Below are 20641 nucleotides of genomic sequence, written 5' to 3'. Positions count from 1 at the left end.
ATAAACTCGTGTGATCGGCCGTGACTTTCTGCAACGGAACCCCGCTTGCCGGCCTGGAACAACGACATGAGAGCACTGAAATTCGCCGGGGCCGCCATCGCTGCCGTGATCGTGATCATCGCGCTGGTCGCAGCGGTCGGGATCCCGTCCTCGTTCCTCACATCTGCGATCACCGATCAGGTCGAGCGCGAGACCGGCTACAAGCTCACCATCAATGGCGGCGCCAAGATAGGCCTCTGGCCGAGGGTCAATCTGACGCTGAGCGATGTCGTGTTGCAGGACCCGCGGGGGCGCGACGTCAACAACCGGTTCGCAGCCGCTAGCGTCGGGGCCGAGATGACGTTGTCGAGCCTGTGGTCGGGCCGGCCCGACATCACCGACCTTTCGATCGTCAAGCCGGTGATCAATCTGCCGCTGCAGCGCGAGCGCACCCGCGACCACAATCCGCCGGCGAAATCCTCCGCGTCCGATGGCGGCGGCATCACGATCCGGCATGTCAGCATCACCGGCGGAACCATCGTGCTCTCCAATGTGCGCGACCGGGTCGAGAACCGGGTCGAGACGCTCAACGCGGACGCGACCATCGGCGACGACCGCAAGATCGTCGTGACGGGTGACGCACACGCCGGCGACAAGCCGCTGAGGTTCGAGATTCGCGCGACCGCGCCGCAAGCGCTGGAGCGTCAGAGCGTGCCGGCCGAATTCAGCATCGATGCGCCCGGCCTGTTGCCCGCGGCGATCAAGGCAAATGCGGACGCGCGGTTGAACGGCACGGTGGTGATGTTCAACGGCGTGTCCGGCACGCTCGGCGATGGCGGCTTCACCGGTTGGGCCTCGGTCGATTTCGCCAGCAACAAGCCGCTGGTGAAGCTCGATCTCGACTTCCAGCGCATTGCGATCGCGATGCCGCCGGGCCAGTCCGGCTCCACGCAGCCGCTCGGCACCAATACCTGGAGCAACGCGTCGATCGACCTTGCCGGGCTCAACTATGTCGACGCGCAGGCGCGCATCTCGGCGGCGGAGCTCGTGATCGGCGACGGCCGCTTTGCGCAGGCGGCAATCGATGCATCCATCGACAGCGGCGTGCTGAAGGGCCGGCTCGCCAATCTCGGCGCCTATGAGGGCACCGCCGATGCCGACCTCACCATCGACGCGCGAGCTACGAATCCAACCTACGCGCTGCGGCTCGACCTCGCCGGCGTGCGCGCGCTGCCGGTGCTGAGGAGCCTTGCCGAGTTCGACAAGCTCGACGGCAAGATGCAGGCCAAGATCGCGCTGACCTCGCAAGGCGGCAGCGAGCGCGCCATCGTCGGCAATCTCGCCGGCACGGCCTTCGTCGTGTTCCAGGACGGCAAGATCCTCGGCCTCAACGTGGCGCAGATGATCCGGAGCCTCACCAGCAGCACGTTGTCGGGCTGGCAGGAGAGCCAGGAATTGTCGACCGATCTCAGCCAGCTCTCGGCCTCGTTCAAGGTCGACAAGGGCCAGGCCGTCACCACCGATCTCAATCTGATCGGCCCGCTGGTGAAGATGACCGGGGTCGGCACCATCGACCTCAACACGAGGCAGATCGGATTCCGCGTCGAGCCGCAGCTCGTGATGACCACCGAAGGCCAGGGCCGCACCGGCAATCCGGTCGGCCTCGGCATCCCCGTGATGCTCGAGGGGCCCTGGGTATCGCCGCGGATCTATCCGGAGCATCCTCGACAATCCGCAGGCGGCCTATGCCAAGCTCAAGGAGATGGGCAAGGGCCTGTTCGGGGCGAACGGCCAGGGGCTGAGTGAAGGCCTCAACGGGCTGACCAACCTGCTCAACGGCGTGCAGGGCGGCGCGCAGCCCGGCACCGGCCAGCCACCCGGCGGCGGCGCCGGCCAGAGCAACCCGCTCGGCGGGCAGCTTGGCGACACCATCGGCAATTTGCTGCAGCAGGGCCTCTCCACCCTCAATCAAGGCAACGCATCGCGGCCGAGCCGCAGCCTGGCCAAGCCCGAGGCGGACGCGCCGCCGGCCGCCGATCCGGCTCCGCCACCGCCCCCTCCGCCCGGCGAGACCGCCGAGCAGCACGACAGTCCGGCGATGAAGGACGTGCTGCGTCAGCTGTTCAATCGCTGATATTCCCGGACATCCCCCGCCAATATGAAGGGATAACCATGCGGCCCGAGCGGCCGCCCCGCCTCGCCGATCCGTGCTAAACAGCGGCGGATCATGCGGCGCACCCGATTGATGCGAGGGGGCGGACGAGGCTGGATGAACGCGGCTACGGACAAGGGCAAGAACTGGTTCCTGCGCGGCGGCCTGTTCGCCAAATATGTCCTCGCGCTGGTCGGCCTCGTCGTGTTCGTGCTCGCGGTCAACGGCGCGCTCGAGACCTGGATCAGCTACCGCGGCATCAAGGGCACGCTGACGGACGCGATGAGCGAGAAGGCGGATGCCACCGCCAAGCGCATCGAGCAGGCGATCTCCGACCTCGAGCGCCAGATCTCCTGGGTGACCCGCGCCTCCTCCAACACGATCGAGTTGCGCCGCGCCGACTACGCGCAATTGCTCGGCCAGGTGCCGGCGGTGAGCCAGCTCACCCTGATCAGCGGCCAGGGCCGCGAGCTGCTGCGGCTGTCGCGCCAGACCACCACCGTCAACTCCAACGCCGACTTCTCCCGCGATGGCAGATTCACCGAGACCATCGCCCGCGGCACCGCCTATGCGCCGGCGTATTTTCGCGACGGGCGGCCGTTCATGTCGATCGGCGAGCAGCATTCCGGCTTCAATGCCGGCGTCACCATGGCCGAGATCGACCTGCGCTTCCTCAATGACTATTTCGGCGATTCCCAGGTCGGCCGGCTCGCTCATGCCTATGTCGTCGACGGCAAGGGCCGCGTGCTGGCGAGCTCGTCGAAGGGGCCCGAGGTCGGCAAGGACCTCGCCGCGCTGCCGCAGGTCGCTGCGGTGCTGTCGCCGAGTGGCAGGCCGATCGCCTCCGGCAAGGATGTCGACGGCAACGCGGTGCTGACGACAGCAACGGCCGCGCCGAACCTCGGCTGGCACGTGTTTGTCGAGCAGCCGACCGCGCAGGCGCTGTCCCCGATCCGCGACCAGCTGGTGCGCATTGCGCTCTTGATCGCGCTCGGCCTCGTGGTCGCGATCATTGCCGGCACGATCCTGGCGCGGCGCATGCTGGAGCCGATCACGGCGCTGCGCACCGGCGCGCGGCGGTTAGGGGCCGGCGACTTCGGCCATCGCATCGAGGTGAAGACTTCGGATGAGCTGGAGGAGCTCGCCGGCCAGTTCAACAGCATGGCCACCCAGCTTGCCGAGACCTATTCCGACCTCGAGGCCAAGGTGAAGGAGCGCACCCACGACCTCGCGCAATCGATCAACGAGCTGAAGGTGCTGGAGGAGGTCGGCCGCGCCGTGGCGTCCTCGCTCGATCTTGCCGCCGTGCTGCCGACGGTCGGCGCCCGCGCGCTCGAGATCACCCACGCCGACGCCGTGCTGATCTATGGCTATGACGCGGCACGGCGCACGTTCAACCTGACGCAATCGATCGGCATCGCCAGCGGAGCCGAAGGCCATCGCGCGATCGATGCGGCGAACAGCCCGCTCGGCGAGGCTGCCGCGAAGGGCGAGCCGCTGGCGTTTCCCGATCTCGCGGCAAGTCCCGATTATCCGCCCGATCATCCGCTGCGCGATGTCGTGGTCGGCGCCGGCTTCCACTCGGTGCTTGTGGTGCCGCTGGTCGACCAGCAGGGCGTGCTCGGCGCGCTGGTGGTGCTGCGCAAGGCGGCCGGCGATTTCCCGTCGAGCCTGATCGGCCTGATGAAGACCTTCGCGCATCAGGCGGTGCTGGCGATGCGCAACGCGCGGCTGTTCACCGAGGTCGACCAGAAGAGCCACGCGCTGGAAGCGGCCAACGCCACCGTGCGCGAGCAGGCCGACAAGCTTCGCGAGCAGACCGAAGCGCTGAAGGACTGGAACAAGTCGCTGGAGCAGCGGGTCGAAACCCAGCTCGGCGAGCTCGAACGGGTCCGGCGGCTCGAGCGCTTCCTGGCGCCGCAGGTGGCGCAGCTGATCGCCTCGTCAGACAATCCCGAGGGCCTGCTCGACAGCCATCGCCGCGAGGTCACCGTCGTATTCTGCGACCTGCGCGGCTTCACCGCCTTCACCGAGGCGACTGAGCCGGAAGAGGCGATGAACGTGCTGCGCGAATATCACGCTGCGCTCGGCAAGCTGATCTTCAAATACGAAGGCACGCTCGACAAATATGCCGGCGACGGCGTGATGATCCTGTTCAACGCGCCGATCCAGCTCGCCGACCACACCGCGCGCGCCGTGAAGATGGCGGTGGAGATGCGCGACACGGTCGGCCCGCTGACCGAGAAGTGGCGCAACCGCGGGCACAGCCTCGGCTTCGGCATCGGCATTGCGCTCGGCTATGCCACGCTCGGCCAGGTCGGCTTCGAGCAGCGGCTGGAATACGCCGCGATCGGCAGCGTCACCAACCTCGCCTCCCGCCTGTGCGGCGAAGCCAAGGCCGGCCAGATCGTGGTGAGCCGCCGCGTCTACGGCATGGTCGAGGCTTGCGTCGACGGCCGCGCCCTCGACGACCTCGTGCTGAAGGGATTCAATCATCCCATCCTCGCCGCGGAGATCCTGAGCTGGAAGGGCGAACGATCAGCGGAAGCGGCGGCGGAGTAAGCCCGGCTCTCTCCCCACGTCGTCCCGGCGAAAGCCGGGACCCATAACCACCGCTATTCGTGATGAGAGGGATCGCGGCCCCAGCCTCGCGCCACAACCACCATTCGGGGTAATGGGTCCCGGCCTGCGCCGGGACGACATCGAAGATGTGGCCGCGTCCGCCGATCAGCGCGCGTCGTCGCACGCGCCGGCCAGCGTCCACCACCTCCCGCCGCACGTTCGCGATACGCCCCTCTTGCCGGGCGGGACTACTCACCATCCAGTGAATCTGACTGCGCGCGCAATCACGATCACGACCTCCTCCACCCCTCCACAGGAATAACCCCTCCCCCGCCTCGCTCGCGTCATGACGGGCGCGTGCGAACGCGCGTCCGGCGATAACAAGAACACGCAGGATGGGTTTGATGACGGGTTTGGATGGGACGCACGCGGCGGCGTCGGTGGTGGCGCTGCATTGCTCGCTGGGGTCGGGACGGCAATGGACCAAGCTTGCGGCCGCGCTCGGCGGCGACAGGTTCATGGCGCCGGATATTTCCGGCTATGGCGTTGCCGCCTGCGGGCGCGACTGGCCGCGGACGCTGGATGGCGAGATCGCGCGGCTCGAGCCCTGGCTCGCCAAGGCCGACGGGCCGATCCATCTGATCGGGCATTCCTATGGCGGGGCGATCGCGTTTCGGCTGGCGACCACGTCGCCTTATGCGCAGTACATTCGCAGCCTGACGTTGATCGAGCCCGTCCTGCCTACGCTGCTTCGCGACACGCCTGCCGACGCGCGGCTCTATGATCGCTTCGCGCGGATCGCGCAGGTCGTCTCAAAGGATATTGTCGACGGCGCCGTGCTGGAGGCGGTCGAGGCGTTCACCGCGTTCTGGGCCGGCTCCGGCCCGCGCGAGCAGTTCTCGCCGAGCGGGCGGCTGCGGATGATCGAGCAGGCCGACAAGCTGCCTTGCGATTTCAACGCCGCGCTCGATCTTGACGGGGTGGCGGAAGCCGCGCGTGCCTTGAAGGTGCCGACGCTGCTGATCTCGGGCGGGCTGTCGCCCTATGTGACCCAGCGCATTGTCGCAAAACTCGCCGCGCTGATCGATGGCGCCGAGCTGCGGCATCTGCCGGGTGCCGGCCACATGCTGCCGGTGACGCATGCCGATCGGGTCAACCCGGAGATCCTGCGGCACATCTGGCGCGCCCAGGAGCTGGCGAAGCTGGAGCTGGCGGCGGATGCGGGACCGGCCGACGCAGCGCAGCCGGCTGGCTCGGCCAGGCGGCATCTGGTATTCAGGAGGCCCTCATTTTGGGAATAGTTTGCCGATGATTTTGCCTCGCACGCGCGCCTCAGCCCTCGCCGCCTCCGCGCTGCTCGTGCTCGCAGCCTCTCCTGCGTCTGCCGCGGGCGAAGCCGACGCCGCGCCGAAGGGCGCGGCAGTGACGGTGCTGAAGGCCGCAAAGTTCTGCTTCGGCAATATCGTCGAGGTTTCGGGCATCGTGCTGCCGCGCGACGAGCAGCAGATCCGGCCCGACCGTTTTGGCTTGAAGGTGGCGGAGGTGCTGGTCGATCCCGGCGACACTGTCACCGCAGGGCAAGTGCTGGCGAAGCTGACCGACGGCGCCAACTCGGTCAACGTCACGGCGCCGGTGGCGGGCACGATCTCGGCGTCGTCGGCGATCGTCGGCGCGCCGGCATCGGGCAAGGACGCGCTGTTCTCGATCATCGCCAAGAGCGAGTACGACCTGGTCGGCATGGTGCCGACCCGCGACATCGCCAAGCTGAAGACCGAGCAGACGGCGCAGCTCAAGATCCTCGGCGCCGGCGATCTCGACGGCAAGGTGCGGCGGATCGCGCCGACGGTCGAGCCGAACAGCCAGCTCGGCCAGGTGTTCATCGGCATCGGCGCGAACAAGCGGCTGCTGGTGAATTCGTCCGGCCGCGCCCAGATCAAGACCGGGCAGAGCTGCGGCGTCGCGGTGCCGCTGACCGCGATCCTCTATTCCACCGCCGGCACCGTGGTGCAGGTGGTGCGCGGCGGCCGCGTCGAGACGCGGCGGGTCGAGACCGGATTGATGTCGGCGGGACAGGTCGAGATCCGCGACGGCATCCAGGAAGGCGACATCGTCGTCGCCCGCGCCGGCGCGCTGCTGCGCGAGGGCGACCCGGTGCGGCCGGTGGGTGCGAGCGCGGATGCGAAGTAGGTTCATCCATACTGTCGTCCCGGGCAAGCGAAGCGCGACCCGGGACCCATAACCACGAATGCGCCAATAGGATTGCGCTGGGGCCACGGCGCGGAGCCACAATAACCGGTCGTGGTTATGGGTCCCGGCTTTCGCCGGGACGACGTGGGGAAAGAGCTAGGACTTTCAGCCGCCGAGCTTGATGTCTTCCAGCAGCGAGGACGACACGCTCGGCACCTGCTCGCCTTCGCTGGCGCGCGAGATCGCGACGCGGGTCTTGTTGAAGGCGGTTTCGGCGCCGGCCTGGGCGTTGAGGTTGTTGAGTAGCTCGGAGACCAGCACGCTGTTCGGCGCCTTGCTGTCGTCGGCGACTTTGCCCGGCGTCGCCGAGCTCAGCACGATGGTGTTCTCCGGCGGGCTGATCGGCGCGAGACCGTGCGAGAACGCGCGGAAGCGGCGCTCATAGGGATTGCGGCGCGAGGCGTCGAGCACGACGAGCTTGGCCTTGGCGCCGCGCTCCTTCATCGCATCGAGCACGGACTCGACGCTTACGCCGGTGCGCTTGACGTCGGCTTCCTTCCAGATCGTGGCATCGACCGGGATCATGTAGCTTTCACGCCCCACCTGCACGCCGTAGCCGCCGAAGAACAGCATCACGACGGTGTCGGGACGGATCTTGGCCTTCATGCGCTCGACCGCGCGGAACATGTCGTCCTTGGTCGCATCCTCGACCACGTCGACGTCAAAGCCCTCGCGGCGCAGCGCCGTCGACAAGGTGCGGGCATCGTTGATCGGCTGGGCCAGCGGCGCCGCAGCGTCCGGATAGTGGCCGTTGCCGATGATCAGCGCGAGGCGGGAGGTGCCGGTCGGAATGCTGCCGGTCTGCTCTGAGGTGACGGCTCCGACCGCCCCCTTGGCGACATCGAGCGTCCGCTTGTTGAGCGCGGCATGGGCGCCAATCGCCAGCGACACCGTGCCGGCCACCGCCACGCAGACGGCGATGGTGCGGCGGGAAATGCGAAGCTGCCTAAGGTCCATAGCGTTCCTAAGTCCCAATTCTTATCCCGATGGCGCTCAAGCGAAGATCGCGCCAGTTAGTCGCGTCAAAGACGTTCAGGTTTAATGGGGTTGAGGTGTGTGTGCCGTTGAATTGAACTCAATTTGCGGCGCCGCAACAAACGCTCCTTTAACCCGGACGGCCGCTCGGGGCAACCCGAATTGCCGCATGCTGCCGCCCGGCAGAGGCCATTGACGCCGTTAAAATCCCGTTACGTGATCTTAGTCACATTTGTGTTTTGTGGCGATTCATGTAGCTTTCCAAAGGCTTGCGAGTTTGGGGCAGAGCGACTGGAAACACCGTCGGGCGGCGGCGTTAACCGGTTCCTCGGGAAAGGGGATTCTTTGAGCTTCTTGGGCCTTCACGAGATCGCAGGCGCGGTGTGCCGGTCGCTGACCGTCAAGAAGGACGGCCCGTCGCTGTACGAGGTCTGCGACCCCGTGCTGCAGGCCTATCGCGGCGGCGATGCCCATCTCGGCAAGTTCTACCGGACCGCGCTCGGCAATCCGCCGCTGCGCGCGCTGCTCCGCCGCACCGGCCTGCCCGCGCTCAACGATCCAGACCGCGTCGCCGGCCTGCGCGCGGCGCTCACCGCGGCGCGCGACGTCGAGGCGCCGGACTGGGCCGCGATCGGCACGCCGATCGCAGCGTTGATGGACGGTATTGGCGTGCGCCACCCGGCCCCGCCGCCCGCGACCGCACCTAGCCGCCCGCCGGAGATCGCCGAGATCGACCGCGTGATCCGCCTGACCGGCGCGCATCTGTTGCTCTCGTTCGGCAAGAACGGCTTCATCCCGACCTATGCCGCCTTCAATTTGATCGGCGACCCCGACGTCGGCGGGCGCGAGTTGCTGATGGCGCTGACCGGGCTGAACGCGCGCGGCTACAAGAACTCGACCTTGCTGTTCAATCTGGCGCGCATCTTCATCGCGCATTCGCCGGCGCGCGCGCTGATCAACCCGGCCTGGCGCGGCATCGCCGAGCCGATGTGGGAGCCGGTGCAGATCCGCCACCGCTCGGCCTATTACGATGCCTTCTTCACCGAGGCGCTGCTCGGCTTCGTCGAGACCGGGCTCGCCGCGCCGGATGAAGCGAGCGCTGCGCGGCGCGCGATCGCCGACATGGTGGACTTTTGCCTGAAGACCAGCGCCGAGGAGGTGCCGTCGCATGACGGCTCGACGGTGAAGGTCATCACCGCGCTGGCGCCGGGGCGGCATCCGCGCTTCTCGCGCTTCTTCGCCCAGATCAAGCAGGATCTCGGCTTCGGCATCTATGTGCCGGACTGCGACACCACGGCCTGCTCGTTCTCGGCCGCGACCCAGGCCGGCTCCGACGATCCGATCCTGCAGCAGCCGCTGCTCGACTTCTACCGCGGCTACCAGGTGCGATCGGGCGCCAACGAGCCGCGCGTCACCGTGCCGCTCAACGATAACATCGATTACGATGGCGGCGTCGTCACCTGGATCGACAATCTCGCCGGCGAGCGGCCCTATGGCAACGACCTCGATCCGACGCTGAACCTCGACATCCTCGAGGTCTCGTTCCGCAACCTCGCCCGCTGGCAGATCATCGAAACACCGCAGCGGCTGGAGACGGTGCATCGCATCATCGCCTTCCAGAAACATCTGGTCGAAAGCGGCGCGTTCAAAAATCCGCGCTCGCACATCTACTATCTGCCCGAGCTCTATTCGGCCTATTTCGGCCGCTGCTATGCCGCCTTCGTCGCGCTGCCGCTGGCGGCGCAGCGCATCATCGATCCCGGCAACGTGTTCGCGCTGATCCGCGCCCGCGTGCTCGGCTATGTCACTCACGAGCTGATCGCCCACGAGATGAACCCGTTCGACGCCGCGCTGGCGCTGATGGCGCTGGCGCATCTTGGCGCCGAGGTCTCGACCTTCACGCCGGCGCTGCACTGCATCGTGCAGGGCCTCGGCGAGGGCGGCCGAAAGGGGCCCTACCGGGCCTATGAGTGGAATAAGATGAAGACGCCGACCCGCATCCTGGTCGGCGGCCCGGAGGTGACCTCGGCTTTCGTGCTGATGGCGCTTGCGCTGGCGAAGCGACGAATGGCCGCGGTGTAGGTGTAGGATGGGTAGAGCCAACGGGTCCGCGCAACGCGCGGCCCGATGATAAACTCAGCGAAACCCATCAATATTGTCCGCGTCGTGAGATGATGGGTTTCGCTACGCTCTACCCATCCTACGAACCGACGAAGACGAACGGCGCATTGATAGCCGGATGACGCGAAGTTGAAACTGACGGAAACGCAACAGCACTGGCACGGTTGCCCAATTGCCCGCACAATCGTTGGGCACTGACCACTGCACGCCAAAAGCCATTTGAACGATAAGAACCTGGCCGGGAACGCCGATGTTCAAGACGCTGCTCACCGCGGGCCTGCTGCTCTCGCTGCCGACGCTGGCTGCCGCCGCCGACATCACCGGCGTGCCGAAGATCCGCGACGGCGACCAGCTCATGATCGGCAGCGTCCGCATCCGGCTCGCTGGCATCGACGCGCCGTCGACCGACCAGCTCTGCCTCAACACCAAGGGCGAGCGCTGGACCTGCGGCGTCGCCGCGCGCGACGAGCTGATCAAGCATGCCGGCAGCAAGACCTGGACCTGCCACGCCCGCTCGGTCGATCGCCGCGGCCGCACCATCGCGCGCTGCGAGGTCGACGGCGAGGACATCCAGAAATGGCTGGTCGCGAGCGGCTGGGCGCTGGCCTACACCCGCGCCTCGCATGACTACGAAGCCGACGAGAAGGCCGCGCGTGAGGCAAAAGCCGGGATGTGGCAGGGTGCCTTTATCGCGCCGTGGGACTGGCGGGTGCGCAACAAGAAGACCACCGTGCTCGGCGCGGTGAAGCCGCCGGACGGCGCCAACGCGATCCTGCTCGCCTCGGCCTCCGGCCCGGTGGCGCCCTCGCCCGATTGCACCATCAAGGGCAACGTCAACCGCTCCGGTGAATGCATCTTTCACCAGCAGACCAGCCGCTGGTACGCCAAGATCGAAATGAAGATCAGCAAGGGTACGCGCTGGTTCTGCTCGGTCGAGGAGGCCGAGGCCGCCGGCTGCCGCGAGACGCGGCGCTAGTCGGAAGTCTGATTGAATTGTAGCCTCATCGGCACCGCGCTCCCTCTCCCGCTTGCGGGGGAGGGTTTGGGGTGGGGGTGTCACCGCTTGCGACGCTCCTTATGAGGAGAAAGCCCCCACCCGGATTGCATCTTCGATGCAATCCGACCTCCCCCGCAAGCAGGAGAGGTGAAGGACCGCGGCATGAGCGATGTCGAGATCGATCCTCCTTCCGTGCGCCGGCGCAACCGCCTCCGGCAAGCGCAGATGTCATTGCTGTTCGTCCTGGTGATCTACCTGATCGCCGCCTATCTGCTGCTGCCGGCGCTGTGGACGCATTACGAGCATCAGAAGGGTCTCGCCAATCTGCCGATGGTGACGCGCACCGCGCAGGGCATTCCCGGCGATCCGATGAATGTCGGGCTGATCGGCGACAAGCGGGACGTGGTCTGCGCGATGCACGAGGCGGGCTGGTTTCCGGCCGATCCGGTGACGCTGAAATCCTCGATCGAGATCGTGGGCAGCGTGCTGCTCGATCGTCCCTACAAGGATGCGCCGGTGAGCAACCTGTTCTATCTCGACCGCCGCGAGGATCTTGCCTTCGAGCGGCCCGTCGGATCGAGCGCGGATCGCCGCAACCATGTCCGGTTCTGGAGGGTGCTCGATCAGGGCGAGGAGAAGCGTCCGGTGTGGCTGGGCGCTGCGACGCTCGACCGCAGCGTCGGCATCAGCCACTACACCGGCGCGGTGACGCATCACATCGCGGCCGACCTCGACGCCGAACGCGCGCTGCTCGCCACGGACCTCGAATCCGCCGGCATGGTCACCGCGAAATATCAGGTGACCGGCATCGGCCCGACCTTCAACGGCCGCAATGGCGGCGGCGACCTCTACTACACCGACGGCGAAATCTGGGTGCTGCGGCTGGTCGAGGCCTGCCGCAAGAACAACGGCACCGTCGAGCAGCTCCCGAGCCCCGCCGCGACCGAGTTCAAGGACCAGGTCTGGCGCGCGGTTGTCGAGGCGATCGGCAAATAGGGCCGTTGTGTCCCGCGGTTTTGGAAACGCTGGATTGCTTCGTCCTGCTCGCAATCGAAGCCGCGATGGAATATTCTCCGCACCTGACCCCTCACACGCATGATTTGCGTTGCTTTACCCAAAAGGAACAGGACGATGACCGTTCGCGCGGGCCGGGAATTTCTGGCCATCCCCGGGCCCACCACGATGCCGGATCAGGTGCTGCAGGCCATGCACCGCCCGGCGCTCGACATCTACTCCAACGAGATGGTCGAACTGACTGACAGCCTGCTGCGCGACCTCTCGAGGCTGTTCGCCACCCAGGGCAAGTCCTACATCTACATCTCCAACGGCCACGGCGCCTGGGAGGCGACGCTCTCCAACGTGCTGTCGCGCGGCGACAAGGTGCTGGTGCTGGAGAGCGGACGCTTCGCGATCGGCTGGGGCCAGGCTGCGGCCGCGATGGGCGCCGAGGTCGAGGTGCTGAAGGGCGACTGGCGCCGCGCGATCCGTCCGGCCGAGGTCGAGGAGCGGCTGCGGCGCGACAGGGAGCACACCATCAAGGCGATCCTGGTGGTGCAGGTCGACACCGCGTCGGGCGCCTATAACGACATCGAGGCGATCGGCAAGGCGATCAAGGCCGCCGGCCATCCCGCATTGTACATGGTCGACACCGTGGCCTCGCTCGGCTGCATGCCTTTCGAGATGGACAAATGGTATGTCGACGTCGCAATGAGCGGCTCGCAGAAGGGCCTGATGACGCCGCCTGGCCTCGGCTTCGTCGCCGCCAACGACCGCGCCTGGGACGCCCACAAGAAAGCCGATCTGCGCACGCCCTATTGGGACTGGACCGAGCGCGAGGGCTCGGAGCACTACCGCAAATATGCCGGCACCGCGCCGGTGCATCTGCTGTTCGCGCTGCGCGAGGCGATCAACATGCTGCACGCCGAAGGCCTGGAGAATGCGCATCTGCGGCATCGGCTGCTCGGCGAAGCCGTGCGCCGCGCGGTCGCCGTCTGGGCCGAGGGACAGGTGCTCGGCTTCAACATCACCGAGCCCGCCGAGCGTTCCAACACCGTGACGACGGTCACCGTGAAGGGCGCCGATCCCGCCGCGATCCAGCGCTACGCCAAGGAGAAATGCGGCGTGGTGCTCGGCACCGGCATCGGCGATTTGCAGGGCCAGGCCTTCCGCATCGCGCATATGGGCCACGTCAACGCGCCGATGATCCTCGGCACCCTCGGCGTCGTCGAGGTCGCGCTGACGGCGCTGAACATCCCGCACGGCAAGGCCGGCGCCGACGCCGCCATCCAGTGGCTCGGCGAGAACGTGAAGGCGTAGGCCGAGGCGGCCTGAGGTTTTAACCCGTCATCCTGAGGAGCCCGCCAAAGGCGGGCGTCTCGAAGGATCGACGGCCCCGCTCCCGCCGCGAGCGAATCGGAGTGCGCGGAAATAGCCGGGCCGTGCATCCTTCGAGGCTCGCTCCGCTCGCACCTCAGGATGACGGGATCGAGGTCGCGGAAAGGATAGATGCCTCTCCTTTTGACCGTGACTACGCTTGCCGCATGATCCGTGCATTGCGCGCGCGGGACTGGTGAAATGGGCATCTACGTCTACATGCTTCGCTGCGCCGACAACTCGTTCTATGTCGGCAGCGCTACGGGCGACGATCTCGCGCCGCGCATCGGACAGCACAACACAGGTGCTTTCCCAGGCTATACCTACAGTCGTCGACCAGTGGTCCTCGTCTGGTCAGAGTATTTCGATCGCGTCACTGACGGTATCGCTGCGGAACGGCAGATCAAGGGCTGGAGTCGAGCGAAGAAGGAAGCTCTGATTCGGTCGGATTGGGCCACGATCAGCCGACTGGCTCATCGACGCAGAACGACCCCTTCCCCGTCATCCTGAGGAGGCCGCGGAGCGGCCATCTCGAAGGATCGACGGCCGAGTTGCCGCCGCGAGAGAATCGGAGCACGCCGCGATATCTGGACCGTGCATCCTTCGAGACGCGCGCAAGGGCGCGCTCCTCAGGATGACGGAAGAGTGGTCGGGGATAACGCAACGAAAAGGTGCCACGACTTTTTGACGGGGCACGAACACTTTCCGTCGTCATCATTTTCCGCTTTACTGCCGGCAACAGCCGGGCATGGATCCCTGCGACACAACAAAATGGAGGGACCGCTTGGCATCGGTGGAATTGCGCGGCCTGGTCAAGCGGTTTGGATCGTTTGTCGCGGTTGATGATGTTTCGCTCACGATCGATCATGGCCAGCTGGTCTGTCTGCTCGGACCGTCCGGCTGCGGCAAGACCACGACGCTGCGGCTGATCGCCGGGTTCCTCGAACCATCCGACGGCGAGATCCGCGTCGGCGACCGCGCGGTGTCGTCGAAGGCGCGCACGCTGCCGCCCGAGCAGCGCAACATGTCGATGATCTTCCAGAGCTACGCGCTGTGGCCGCATATGACGGTGGCGGAGAACATCGTCTACGGCCTGCGCTTGCGCAAAATGGATCGCGACACCATCGCCAAAAAGCTCGCCGCGATCCTGGCCACAACCAAGCTGGAACCGCTGGCACAGCGTTATCCGGGCGAGCTCTCCGGCGGCCAGCAGCAACGCGTCGCGCTGGCGCGCGCGCTGATCGTCGGCCCTGAGACGCTGCTGCTCGACGAACCCTTGTCCAATCTCGACGCCAATCTGCGCGAGGAGATGCGGTTCGAGATCCGCCGCCTGCACGACGAATATCGCTACACCACGGTCTACGTCACCCACGACCAGTCCGAGGCGATGACCACAGCCGACCTGATCGCGGTGATGAATGCCGGCAAGATCGACCAGCTCGGCAGCCCTGAGGACATCTACGCGCGGCCGGAATCCGAATTCGTCGCGCGCTTCATCGGCGCCGCCAATGTGATCAAGGGCACCGCGCGCGATGCGAACCACGTGGAGTTCGCCGGCGCAACGCTCGAGGTGGTCGGCGCCACGCTGACGGCCGGCCAGAGCGCGCCGGTGGCGATCCGCCAGCATGAGATCCAGCTCGCGACGCAAGCACCCATCGCACAGCAGAACACACTCAAAGCCATCGTGACGCGGCAGGTCTATCTCGGCATGAATCGCGACTACATGGTGGAAACCGCTGACGGCACATCGCTGCGGGTGACCACGCCGACCGAAACCGCGGTCGAGAAAGGCAGCGAGGTGTGGCTGACCTTGCCGCCCGCGCGCTGCCGGGCGCTCGGCCGATAAGCAACAAGAAACGGAGCACCCCGATGCGGAAGCCGATTTCCAGACGCGATGTCCTGAAAGGCTCTGCGGCGCTTGCGGCAGGCACCGTGTTCGCTTCGCCCGCGCGCGCCGCCGCACCCGAGCCGGTCGCGATCACGCCCGATCTCGTCGCGGCCGCGACCAAGGAAGGCAAGCTCGTGTTCTATTCGTCGATGGACCTGCCGGTCGGCGAAAAGCTCGGCAAGGCGTTCGAGGCCGCCTATCCCGGCATCACCGTGCAGATCGAGCGCTCAGGCTCGGAGCGGCTGTTCCAGCGCGTGGCGCAGGAATTCGATTCCAACATCCACGCCGCCGACGTCGTCAACAGCGCCGATGCCTCGCATTTCATCCCGTGGAAGAAGAGCGGCTGGCTGATGCCGTTCGTGCCCGAAGACGTCGCCAAGCATTTTCCCGACAGTTATCGCGACCCCGACGGCATGGCCGTAACCACGCGGCTATGGCTGTCGTCGATCGCCTACAACACCAACCTGGTGAAGGCGGAGGACGCGCCGAAGAGCTTTGCCGACCTGCTCGACCCGAAATGGATGGGCAAGATGGTGAAGGGCCATCCGGCCTATAGCGGCACCATCATGACCACGACGTTCCAGATCGTGCGCGAGCTCGGCTGGCCGTATCTGGAGAACCTATCCAAGCAGCGCGTGATGCAGGTGCAGTCCTCGACCGATCCGCCGAAAAAACTCTCGCTCGGCGAACGCGCCGTGATGGCCGACGGCAATGAATATGGCATCGTGCTCTTGAAGGAAGCCGGACAGCCGGTCGAGCCGGTCTACCCGACCGAGGGCACGCCGACGATCTCGGGTCCCACGGGCATCTTCGCCGGCGCGCCGCATCCGAACGCCGCAAGGCTGTTCCAGGCCTGGCTGCACACCCGCGAGACCCAGCAATTCTTCGTCGACTTCACCGGCCAATATTCGCTGCACGCCCAGGTGCAGCCGAAGGCCGGCCGGCGCAAGCTTTCCGACATCAAGCTGATGAAGGAGGATCCGGCGGGAGTGGAAGCGATGACCGAAGAGATCAAGACGCGCTATGCGCGGCTGTTCAAAGTCTAGGACCCTCATGGTGAGGAGGCGCGAAGCGCCGTCTCGAACCATGCGGCCCCACTGGTGGCCTCGTCCTTCGAGACGCGCGTTCCGCGCTCCTCAGGATGAGGGGATAGAATGGATGCGCGGATAAGATGACCACAACCATCACCACCTCCCCGGCCCCAAGCTCCCGCATCGACTGGACACGCCCGGTGCTGTGGCTGTTCGCGGCAGTGCTCATCCTGCTGATCCTGCTGCCGCTGTCGTGGCTCGCGGTGTTTGCCTTCACCGACAAGAGCCGGCATCCGACGCTGCAGAACTTCGTCACGCTGTTCAGCAATCCCGATTTCCTCGATCCACTGCTGACGACCGCGATCATCGCGACCACGTCGGCGCTGATCTGCTGCATCGTCGCGGCGCCGATCAGCTGGCTGGTGTCGCGCACCGACATGCCGGGGCGGCAGACCATCCGCGCACTGGTGACGGCCTCGTTCGTGACGCCGCCATTTCTCGGCGCGGTCGCCTGGGAGTTGCTGGCGGCGCCGAACTCCGGGCTGCTCAATCAGCTCTACCGGCTGTTCGCCGGCGAGGATGCCGACGCGCTGTTCAACATCTATTCGATGACCGGGATCATCTTCGTGATCTCCTGCTACACGTTCCCGTTCGTGTTCGTGCTGGTGGCCAATGCGCTCGACACCATGCCGGGCGAGCTGGAAGATGCCTCCGCGATCCTCGGCGGCAATGCCTGGACCACGGCGCGAAGGGTGACGATCCCGCTGGCGCTGCCCGCGCTGGTCGCAGGCGCCCTGATCGCGTTCCTGCAGGCGATGACGCTGTTCGGCTCGCCCGCGATCCTGGCGCTGCCGGCCGGCTTCCACACCATGACGACCAAGATCTGGAGCCTGTTCCAGTATCCGCCGAAGCTCGAGCTCGCGGCCGCCGCCGCGGTGCCGCTGCTGGTGCTGACCATCCTGCTGCTGCAGGGCCAGAAGGCGCTGCTCGGCCGCCGCGGCTATTCGGTGATCGGCGGCAAGTATGGCGCGCCGCGCCGGGTCGAATTGCGCGGCTGGCGCTGGGCCGCGCTCGGCTTCTGCCTCTTGGTGCTGCTCAACCCGGTGTTCCTGCCTTACCTCGCGCTGCTCAACGCCGCATTCTCGCCGAACGCGACCACACTGGTGACGCCGTCGACGGCGACGCTGCACAACATCGTCTTCGTGTTCACCGAGCTGTCGTCGACCCAGCTCGCGCTCAAGAACACCGTGATCCTCGGCACCGCGACCGCGACGATCGGCACCATCCTGGCGCTCGTCATTGCCTATGTCACAACGCGCAAGGCGATCGCGGGCCATCGCGTGCTCGGCTTCCTCGCCACCGCGCCGGTCGCGGTCCCCGGCATCGTGCTCGGCGTCGGCCTGTTCCTGAGCTATACGCGGCCGCCCTTCGTGCTCTACGGCACGCTGTGGATCCTGCTGCTGGCGTTCCTCACCATCAATCTGCCGTCGGCCTATCAGCAATTGCAGGCGGCGTTCTCGACCATCCATCCCGAGCTCGAGGAGGCGAGCCGCATCCTCGGCGCGACGCGGTTGCAGGCGCTGCGCCAGATCACAGCGCCGCTGCTGCGCACCGGCGTGATCGCGACCTGGTGCTTCATCTTCATCGGCGTGATGCGGGAACTGTCGGCGGCGATCGTGTTGTTCACCTCGCAGACCAAGGTGCTGTCGGTCCTGATCTACGACCTCAACGAAGGCGGCGACCTCGCGGCGATCGCGGTGCTCGGCATCGCGATGCTGATGATCACCTTCGCCGTGGTGTTGGCGGTGAACCGGATTCCGATGTCCGGTGGCAATGCGGGGGCGAGGCTACGGAACGGGTAGCTCCCCCTAACCACGTCGTCATTGCGAGGAGCGAAGCGACGAAGCAATCCATTCTATCCCTTCGCGGAACGATGGATTGCTTCGCTTCGCTCGCAATGACGAGGCAACCAAGGATGCGCGCCCCATCTGGCAATCGCCACATTCATCCCGATATAGAGCGGAACCCCGCACCATGAGGATCGTGTGACCAAACCCGCCACCACAACATCGCCCCCTGTCGCGCCGCGCCGGCCGCATTCCTTCACCACCCACGGCATCACGGTAACGGACGATTATGCGTGGATCAAGGATCCGAAATGGCAGGAGGTGCTGCGCGATCCCTCGATCCTCGATCCCGATATCCGGAGCTATCTCGAAGCCGAGAACGGCTACACCGAGAGCCTGCTCGGCCACACCGACGGCTTGCAGAAGCGGCTGGTCAAGGAGATGCGCGGGCGGATCAAGGAGGACGATTCCAGCGTACCGTCGCCGGACGGCCCGTTCGCCTATTTCCGCAAGTTCCGCGAGGGCGGTCAGCACGAGCTGTACTGCCGCACGCCGCGCGACGGCGGCGACGCGCATGTCGTGCTCGACGGCGACGCGCTGGCGAAGGACCACAAATATTTCAGGTTCGGCGGCAGCCGGCATTCCAACGATCACCGCCTGCACGCCTGGAGCGCCGACACCAAGGGCTCCGAATATTTCTCGATCCGGGTGCGCGACTGGGCCACCGGCGGCGATCTCGAGGACCTCGTCGAGGAGACCGACGGCGGCGTGGTCTGGGCCGCGGATTCCAAGAGCTTCTTCTACGTCAAGCTCGACGACAATCACCGGCCGATGCAGGTGTGGCGGCACAAGCTCGGCACCAGACAGGCCGACGACACCCTGATCTATGAGGAGCAGGATTCCGGCTGGTTCACCCATCTGCACGAGAGCGCGAGCGGCCGCTTCTGCGTGATCGCGGGCGGCGACCATGAGACCTCCGAGCAGCGGCTGATCGATCTTTCCGATCCCGACGCGCCGCCGCGCCTCGTCGCGGCACGCGAGGAAGGCGTGCAATATTCGATCGCCGACCGCGGCGACGAGCTGTTCATCCTGACCAATGCCGACGATGCCATCGACTTCAAGGTGGTCACCGCGCCGCTTGCCGCGCCCGAACGCAGTAACTGGCGCGACCTGATCCCGTATCGCGAAGGCGTCTATGTGCTCGACGTCGAGCTCTATGCCGGCCACATGGTGCGGCTGGAGCGCGCCAATGCGCTGCCGGCGATCATCATCCGCGACCTCAGGAGCGGCGAGGAGCACGCGATCGCCTTCGACGAGGCGGCCTATTCGCTCGACACCATGGGCGGCTACGAGTTCGACACCACCAACTTGCGTTTTGCCTATTCGTCGATGACGACGCCGTCGGAAGTCTATGACTATGACATGGCGACGCGGACGCGGAGCTTACGCAAGCGCCAGGAGATTCCGTCCGGCCACAACCCGGCGGACTACGTCACCACCCGCATCATGGCGACCTCGCATGACGGCGCGCAGGTGCCGGTCTCGATCCTGCATCGCAAGGATTTCGTTCGCGACGGCAAGGCCCCGCTCCTGCTGTATGGCTACGGCTCCTACGGCATGGCGATGCCGGCATCGTTTGCCGCCAACCGGCTGTCGCTGGTCGACCGCGGCTTCGTCTATGCGATCGCGCATATCCGCGGCGGCGCCGACAAGGGCTGGGGCTGGTATCTCGACGGCAAGCGCGAGAAGAAGACCAACACGTTCGACGATTTCGCCGCCGCCGGCCGCGCGCTGATCGAGGCGAAATACACGGGCGCCAAGCGCATCGTCGGCCATGGCGGCTCGGCGGGCGGCATGCTGATGGGAGCGGTCGCCAACCGCGCCGGCGAGCTGTTCGCCGGCATCGTCGCCGAAGTGCCGTTCGTCGACGTGCTCAACACCATGCTCGACGACACGCTGCCGCTGACGCCGCCGGAATGGCCGGAATGGGGCAACCCGATCGAGAGCGAGAAGGATTTCCGCACCATCCTGTCCTATTCGCCCTTCGACAATGTCGCGGCCAAGGACTATCCGGCGATCCTCGCGATGGGCGGGCTCACCGACCCGCGCGTCACCTATTGGGAGCCGGCGAAATGGATCGCGCGGCTGCGCGCCACCATGCGCGGTGGCGGCCCGGTGCTGCTGCGCACCAACATGGGCGCCGGCCACGGCGGCGCCTCCGGCCGCTTCAACCGCCTCGACGAGGTCGCGATCGTCTATGCGTTTGCGCTGTGGGCGGTCGGGATGGCGGACAAGGCGGAGGTGTAGACCTCGTAGCGGGATATCTCCCCATCGTCGTCCTGGCGAAAGCCAGGACCCATACCGCGTGATCCATCGAGCAAGGAAGTCGCAGTACCACGGCACTGCCGGTCTTCGCCAAACTTCTCCCTGTGGTTATGGGTCCCTGTCTTCGCAGGGACGACAGCGGAA

Annotated in this window: 15 protein-coding genes; 14 read left to right on the top strand and 1 reads right to left on the bottom strand. The window is 66.2% G+C overall.

The window, feature by feature from the left end:
- Positions 1-66: 66 nt before the first annotated feature.
- The 5 genes from ACVWYP_RS06770 (at position 67) to ACVWYP_RS06750 (ending at position 6880) form a co-directional block, all read left to right on the top strand.
- Positions 67-1785 (top strand): AsmA family protein, encoded by a 1719-nt coding sequence (locus ACVWYP_RS06770; protein ID WP_369525552.1) that lies wholly within the window; start codon positions 67-69, stop codon positions 1783-1785.
- Entirely contained in the window at positions 1742-2113 is a 372-nt protein-coding gene (locus tag ACVWYP_RS06765) for a hypothetical protein (RefSeq protein WP_369525551.1), read from the top strand. Before ACVWYP_RS06770 ends, ACVWYP_RS06765 begins: the two co-directional genes overlap by 44 nt.
- Positions 2114-2248: 135 nt before the next feature.
- Positions 2249-4693, top strand: coding sequence for an adenylate/guanylate cyclase domain-containing protein (locus ACVWYP_RS06760; protein WP_304498187.1), 2445 nt, complete (start codon positions 2249-2251; stop codon positions 4691-4693).
- A gap of 404 nt (positions 4694-5097) precedes the next feature.
- Complete coding sequence (locus ACVWYP_RS06755) at positions 5098-5994, top strand: alpha/beta fold hydrolase (protein ID WP_304498186.1); 897 nt, start codon at positions 5098-5100, stop codon at positions 5992-5994.
- Between the two features lie 7 nt (positions 5995-6001).
- Positions 6002-6880, top strand: coding sequence for an efflux RND transporter periplasmic adaptor subunit (locus ACVWYP_RS06750; RefSeq protein WP_304498185.1), 879 nt, complete (start codon positions 6002-6004; stop codon positions 6878-6880).
- 165 nt (positions 6881-7045) lie between these two features.
- On the opposite strand, the gene ACVWYP_RS06745 is transcribed toward ACVWYP_RS06750, so the two are convergent.
- On the bottom strand, positions 7046-7897 hold the full coding sequence (locus ACVWYP_RS06745; protein ID WP_304498184.1) for a caspase family protein: 852 nt from the start codon (positions 7895-7897) through the stop codon (positions 7046-7048).
- Positions 7898-8269: 372 nt separating this feature from the next.
- Between ACVWYP_RS06745 and ACVWYP_RS06740 the strand changes: the two genes are divergently transcribed.
- From ACVWYP_RS06740 to ACVWYP_RS06700, 9 genes are all read left to right on the top strand, one after another.
- On the top strand, positions 8270-9997 hold the full coding sequence (locus tag ACVWYP_RS06740; RefSeq protein ID WP_304500451.1) for a hypothetical protein: 1728 nt from the start codon (positions 8270-8272) through the stop codon (positions 9995-9997).
- A 289-nt stretch (positions 9998-10286) separates the two neighbouring features.
- Positions 10287-11012, top strand: coding sequence for a thermonuclease family protein (locus tag ACVWYP_RS06735; protein ID WP_028343641.1), 726 nt, complete (start codon positions 10287-10289; stop codon positions 11010-11012).
- Between the two features lie 183 nt (positions 11013-11195).
- A complete protein-coding gene (locus ACVWYP_RS06730) occupies positions 11196-12029 on the top strand; it encodes an LssY C-terminal domain-containing protein (RefSeq protein WP_304498183.1) in 834 nt (277 codons plus the stop codon).
- A 135-nt stretch (positions 12030-12164) separates the two neighbouring features.
- Positions 12165-13349, top strand: coding sequence for a pyridoxal-phosphate-dependent aminotransferase family protein (locus ACVWYP_RS06725; protein ID WP_304498182.1), 1185 nt, complete (start codon positions 12165-12167; stop codon positions 13347-13349).
- A 258-nt stretch (positions 13350-13607) separates the two neighbouring features.
- Positions 13608-13916: a GIY-YIG nuclease family protein gene (locus ACVWYP_RS06720; RefSeq protein ID WP_304498181.1), complete on the top strand. Its 309-nt coding sequence runs from the start codon at positions 13608-13610 to the stop codon at positions 13914-13916.
- 283 nt (positions 13917-14199) lie between these two features.
- Positions 14200-15252 carry an ABC transporter ATP-binding protein gene (locus ACVWYP_RS06715; RefSeq protein ID WP_304500450.1) on the top strand — a complete coding sequence of 351 codons (1053 nt, stop codon included), beginning with the start codon at positions 14200-14202 and terminating at the stop codon, positions 15250-15252.
- Positions 15253-15275: 23 nt separating this feature from the next.
- Positions 15276-16340, top strand: a complete 1065-nt coding sequence (locus ACVWYP_RS06710) for a substrate-binding domain-containing protein (protein WP_304498180.1) — start codon at positions 15276-15278, stop codon at positions 16338-16340.
- A 125-nt stretch (positions 16341-16465) separates the two neighbouring features.
- Positions 16466-18187, top strand: a complete 1722-nt coding sequence (locus tag ACVWYP_RS06705; protein WP_304498179.1) for an ABC transporter permease — start codon at positions 16466-16468, stop codon at positions 18185-18187.
- Between the two features lie 183 nt (positions 18188-18370).
- Positions 18371-20479: a S9 family peptidase gene (locus tag ACVWYP_RS06700; protein WP_304498178.1), complete on the top strand. Its 2109-nt coding sequence runs from the start codon at positions 18371-18373 to the stop codon at positions 20477-20479.
- Positions 20480-20641 lie beyond the last annotated feature (162 nt).

The sequence above is a fragment of the Bradyrhizobium sp. USDA 3262 genome, from assembly GCF_054060035.1.
Note: the sequence above shows the minus strand (reverse complement) of the source record. Positions and strands in the feature narration are given on the sequence as shown.

Coding starts and splice junctions, on each gene's coding strand:
- ACVWYP_RS06760 (WP_304498187.1), top strand. CDS start 2,249: ATGAACGCGGCTACGGACAAGGGCAAGAACTGGTTCCTGCGCGGCGGC.
- ACVWYP_RS06710 (WP_304498180.1), top strand. CDS start 15,276: ATGCGGAAGCCGATTTCCAGACGCGATGTCCTGAAAGGCTCTGCGGCG.
- ACVWYP_RS06725 (WP_304498182.1), top strand. CDS start 12,165: ATGACCGTTCGCGCGGGCCGGGAATTTCTGGCCATCCCCGGGCCCACC.
- ACVWYP_RS06745 (WP_304498184.1), bottom strand. CDS start 7,897: ATGGACCTTAGGCAGCTTCGCATTTCCCGCCGCACCATCGCCGTCTGC.
- ACVWYP_RS06705 (WP_304498179.1), top strand. CDS start 16,466: ATGACCACAACCATCACCACCTCCCCGGCCCCAAGCTCCCGCATCGAC.
- ACVWYP_RS06770 (WP_369525552.1), top strand. CDS start 67: ATGAGAGCACTGAAATTCGCCGGGGCCGCCATCGCTGCCGTGATCGTG.
- ACVWYP_RS06755 (WP_304498186.1), top strand. CDS start 5,098: ATGACGGGTTTGGATGGGACGCACGCGGCGGCGTCGGTGGTGGCGCTG.
- ACVWYP_RS06765 (WP_369525551.1), top strand. CDS start 1,742: ATGGGCAAGGGCCTGTTCGGGGCGAACGGCCAGGGGCTGAGTGAAGGC.
- ACVWYP_RS06720 (WP_304498181.1), top strand. CDS start 13,608: ATGGGCATCTACGTCTACATGCTTCGCTGCGCCGACAACTCGTTCTAT.
- ACVWYP_RS06750 (WP_304498185.1), top strand. CDS start 6,002: ATGATTTTGCCTCGCACGCGCGCCTCAGCCCTCGCCGCCTCCGCGCTG.
- ACVWYP_RS06735 (WP_028343641.1), top strand. CDS start 10,287: ATGTTCAAGACGCTGCTCACCGCGGGCCTGCTGCTCTCGCTGCCGACG.
- ACVWYP_RS06730 (WP_304498183.1), top strand. CDS start 11,196: ATGAGCGATGTCGAGATCGATCCTCCTTCCGTGCGCCGGCGCAACCGC.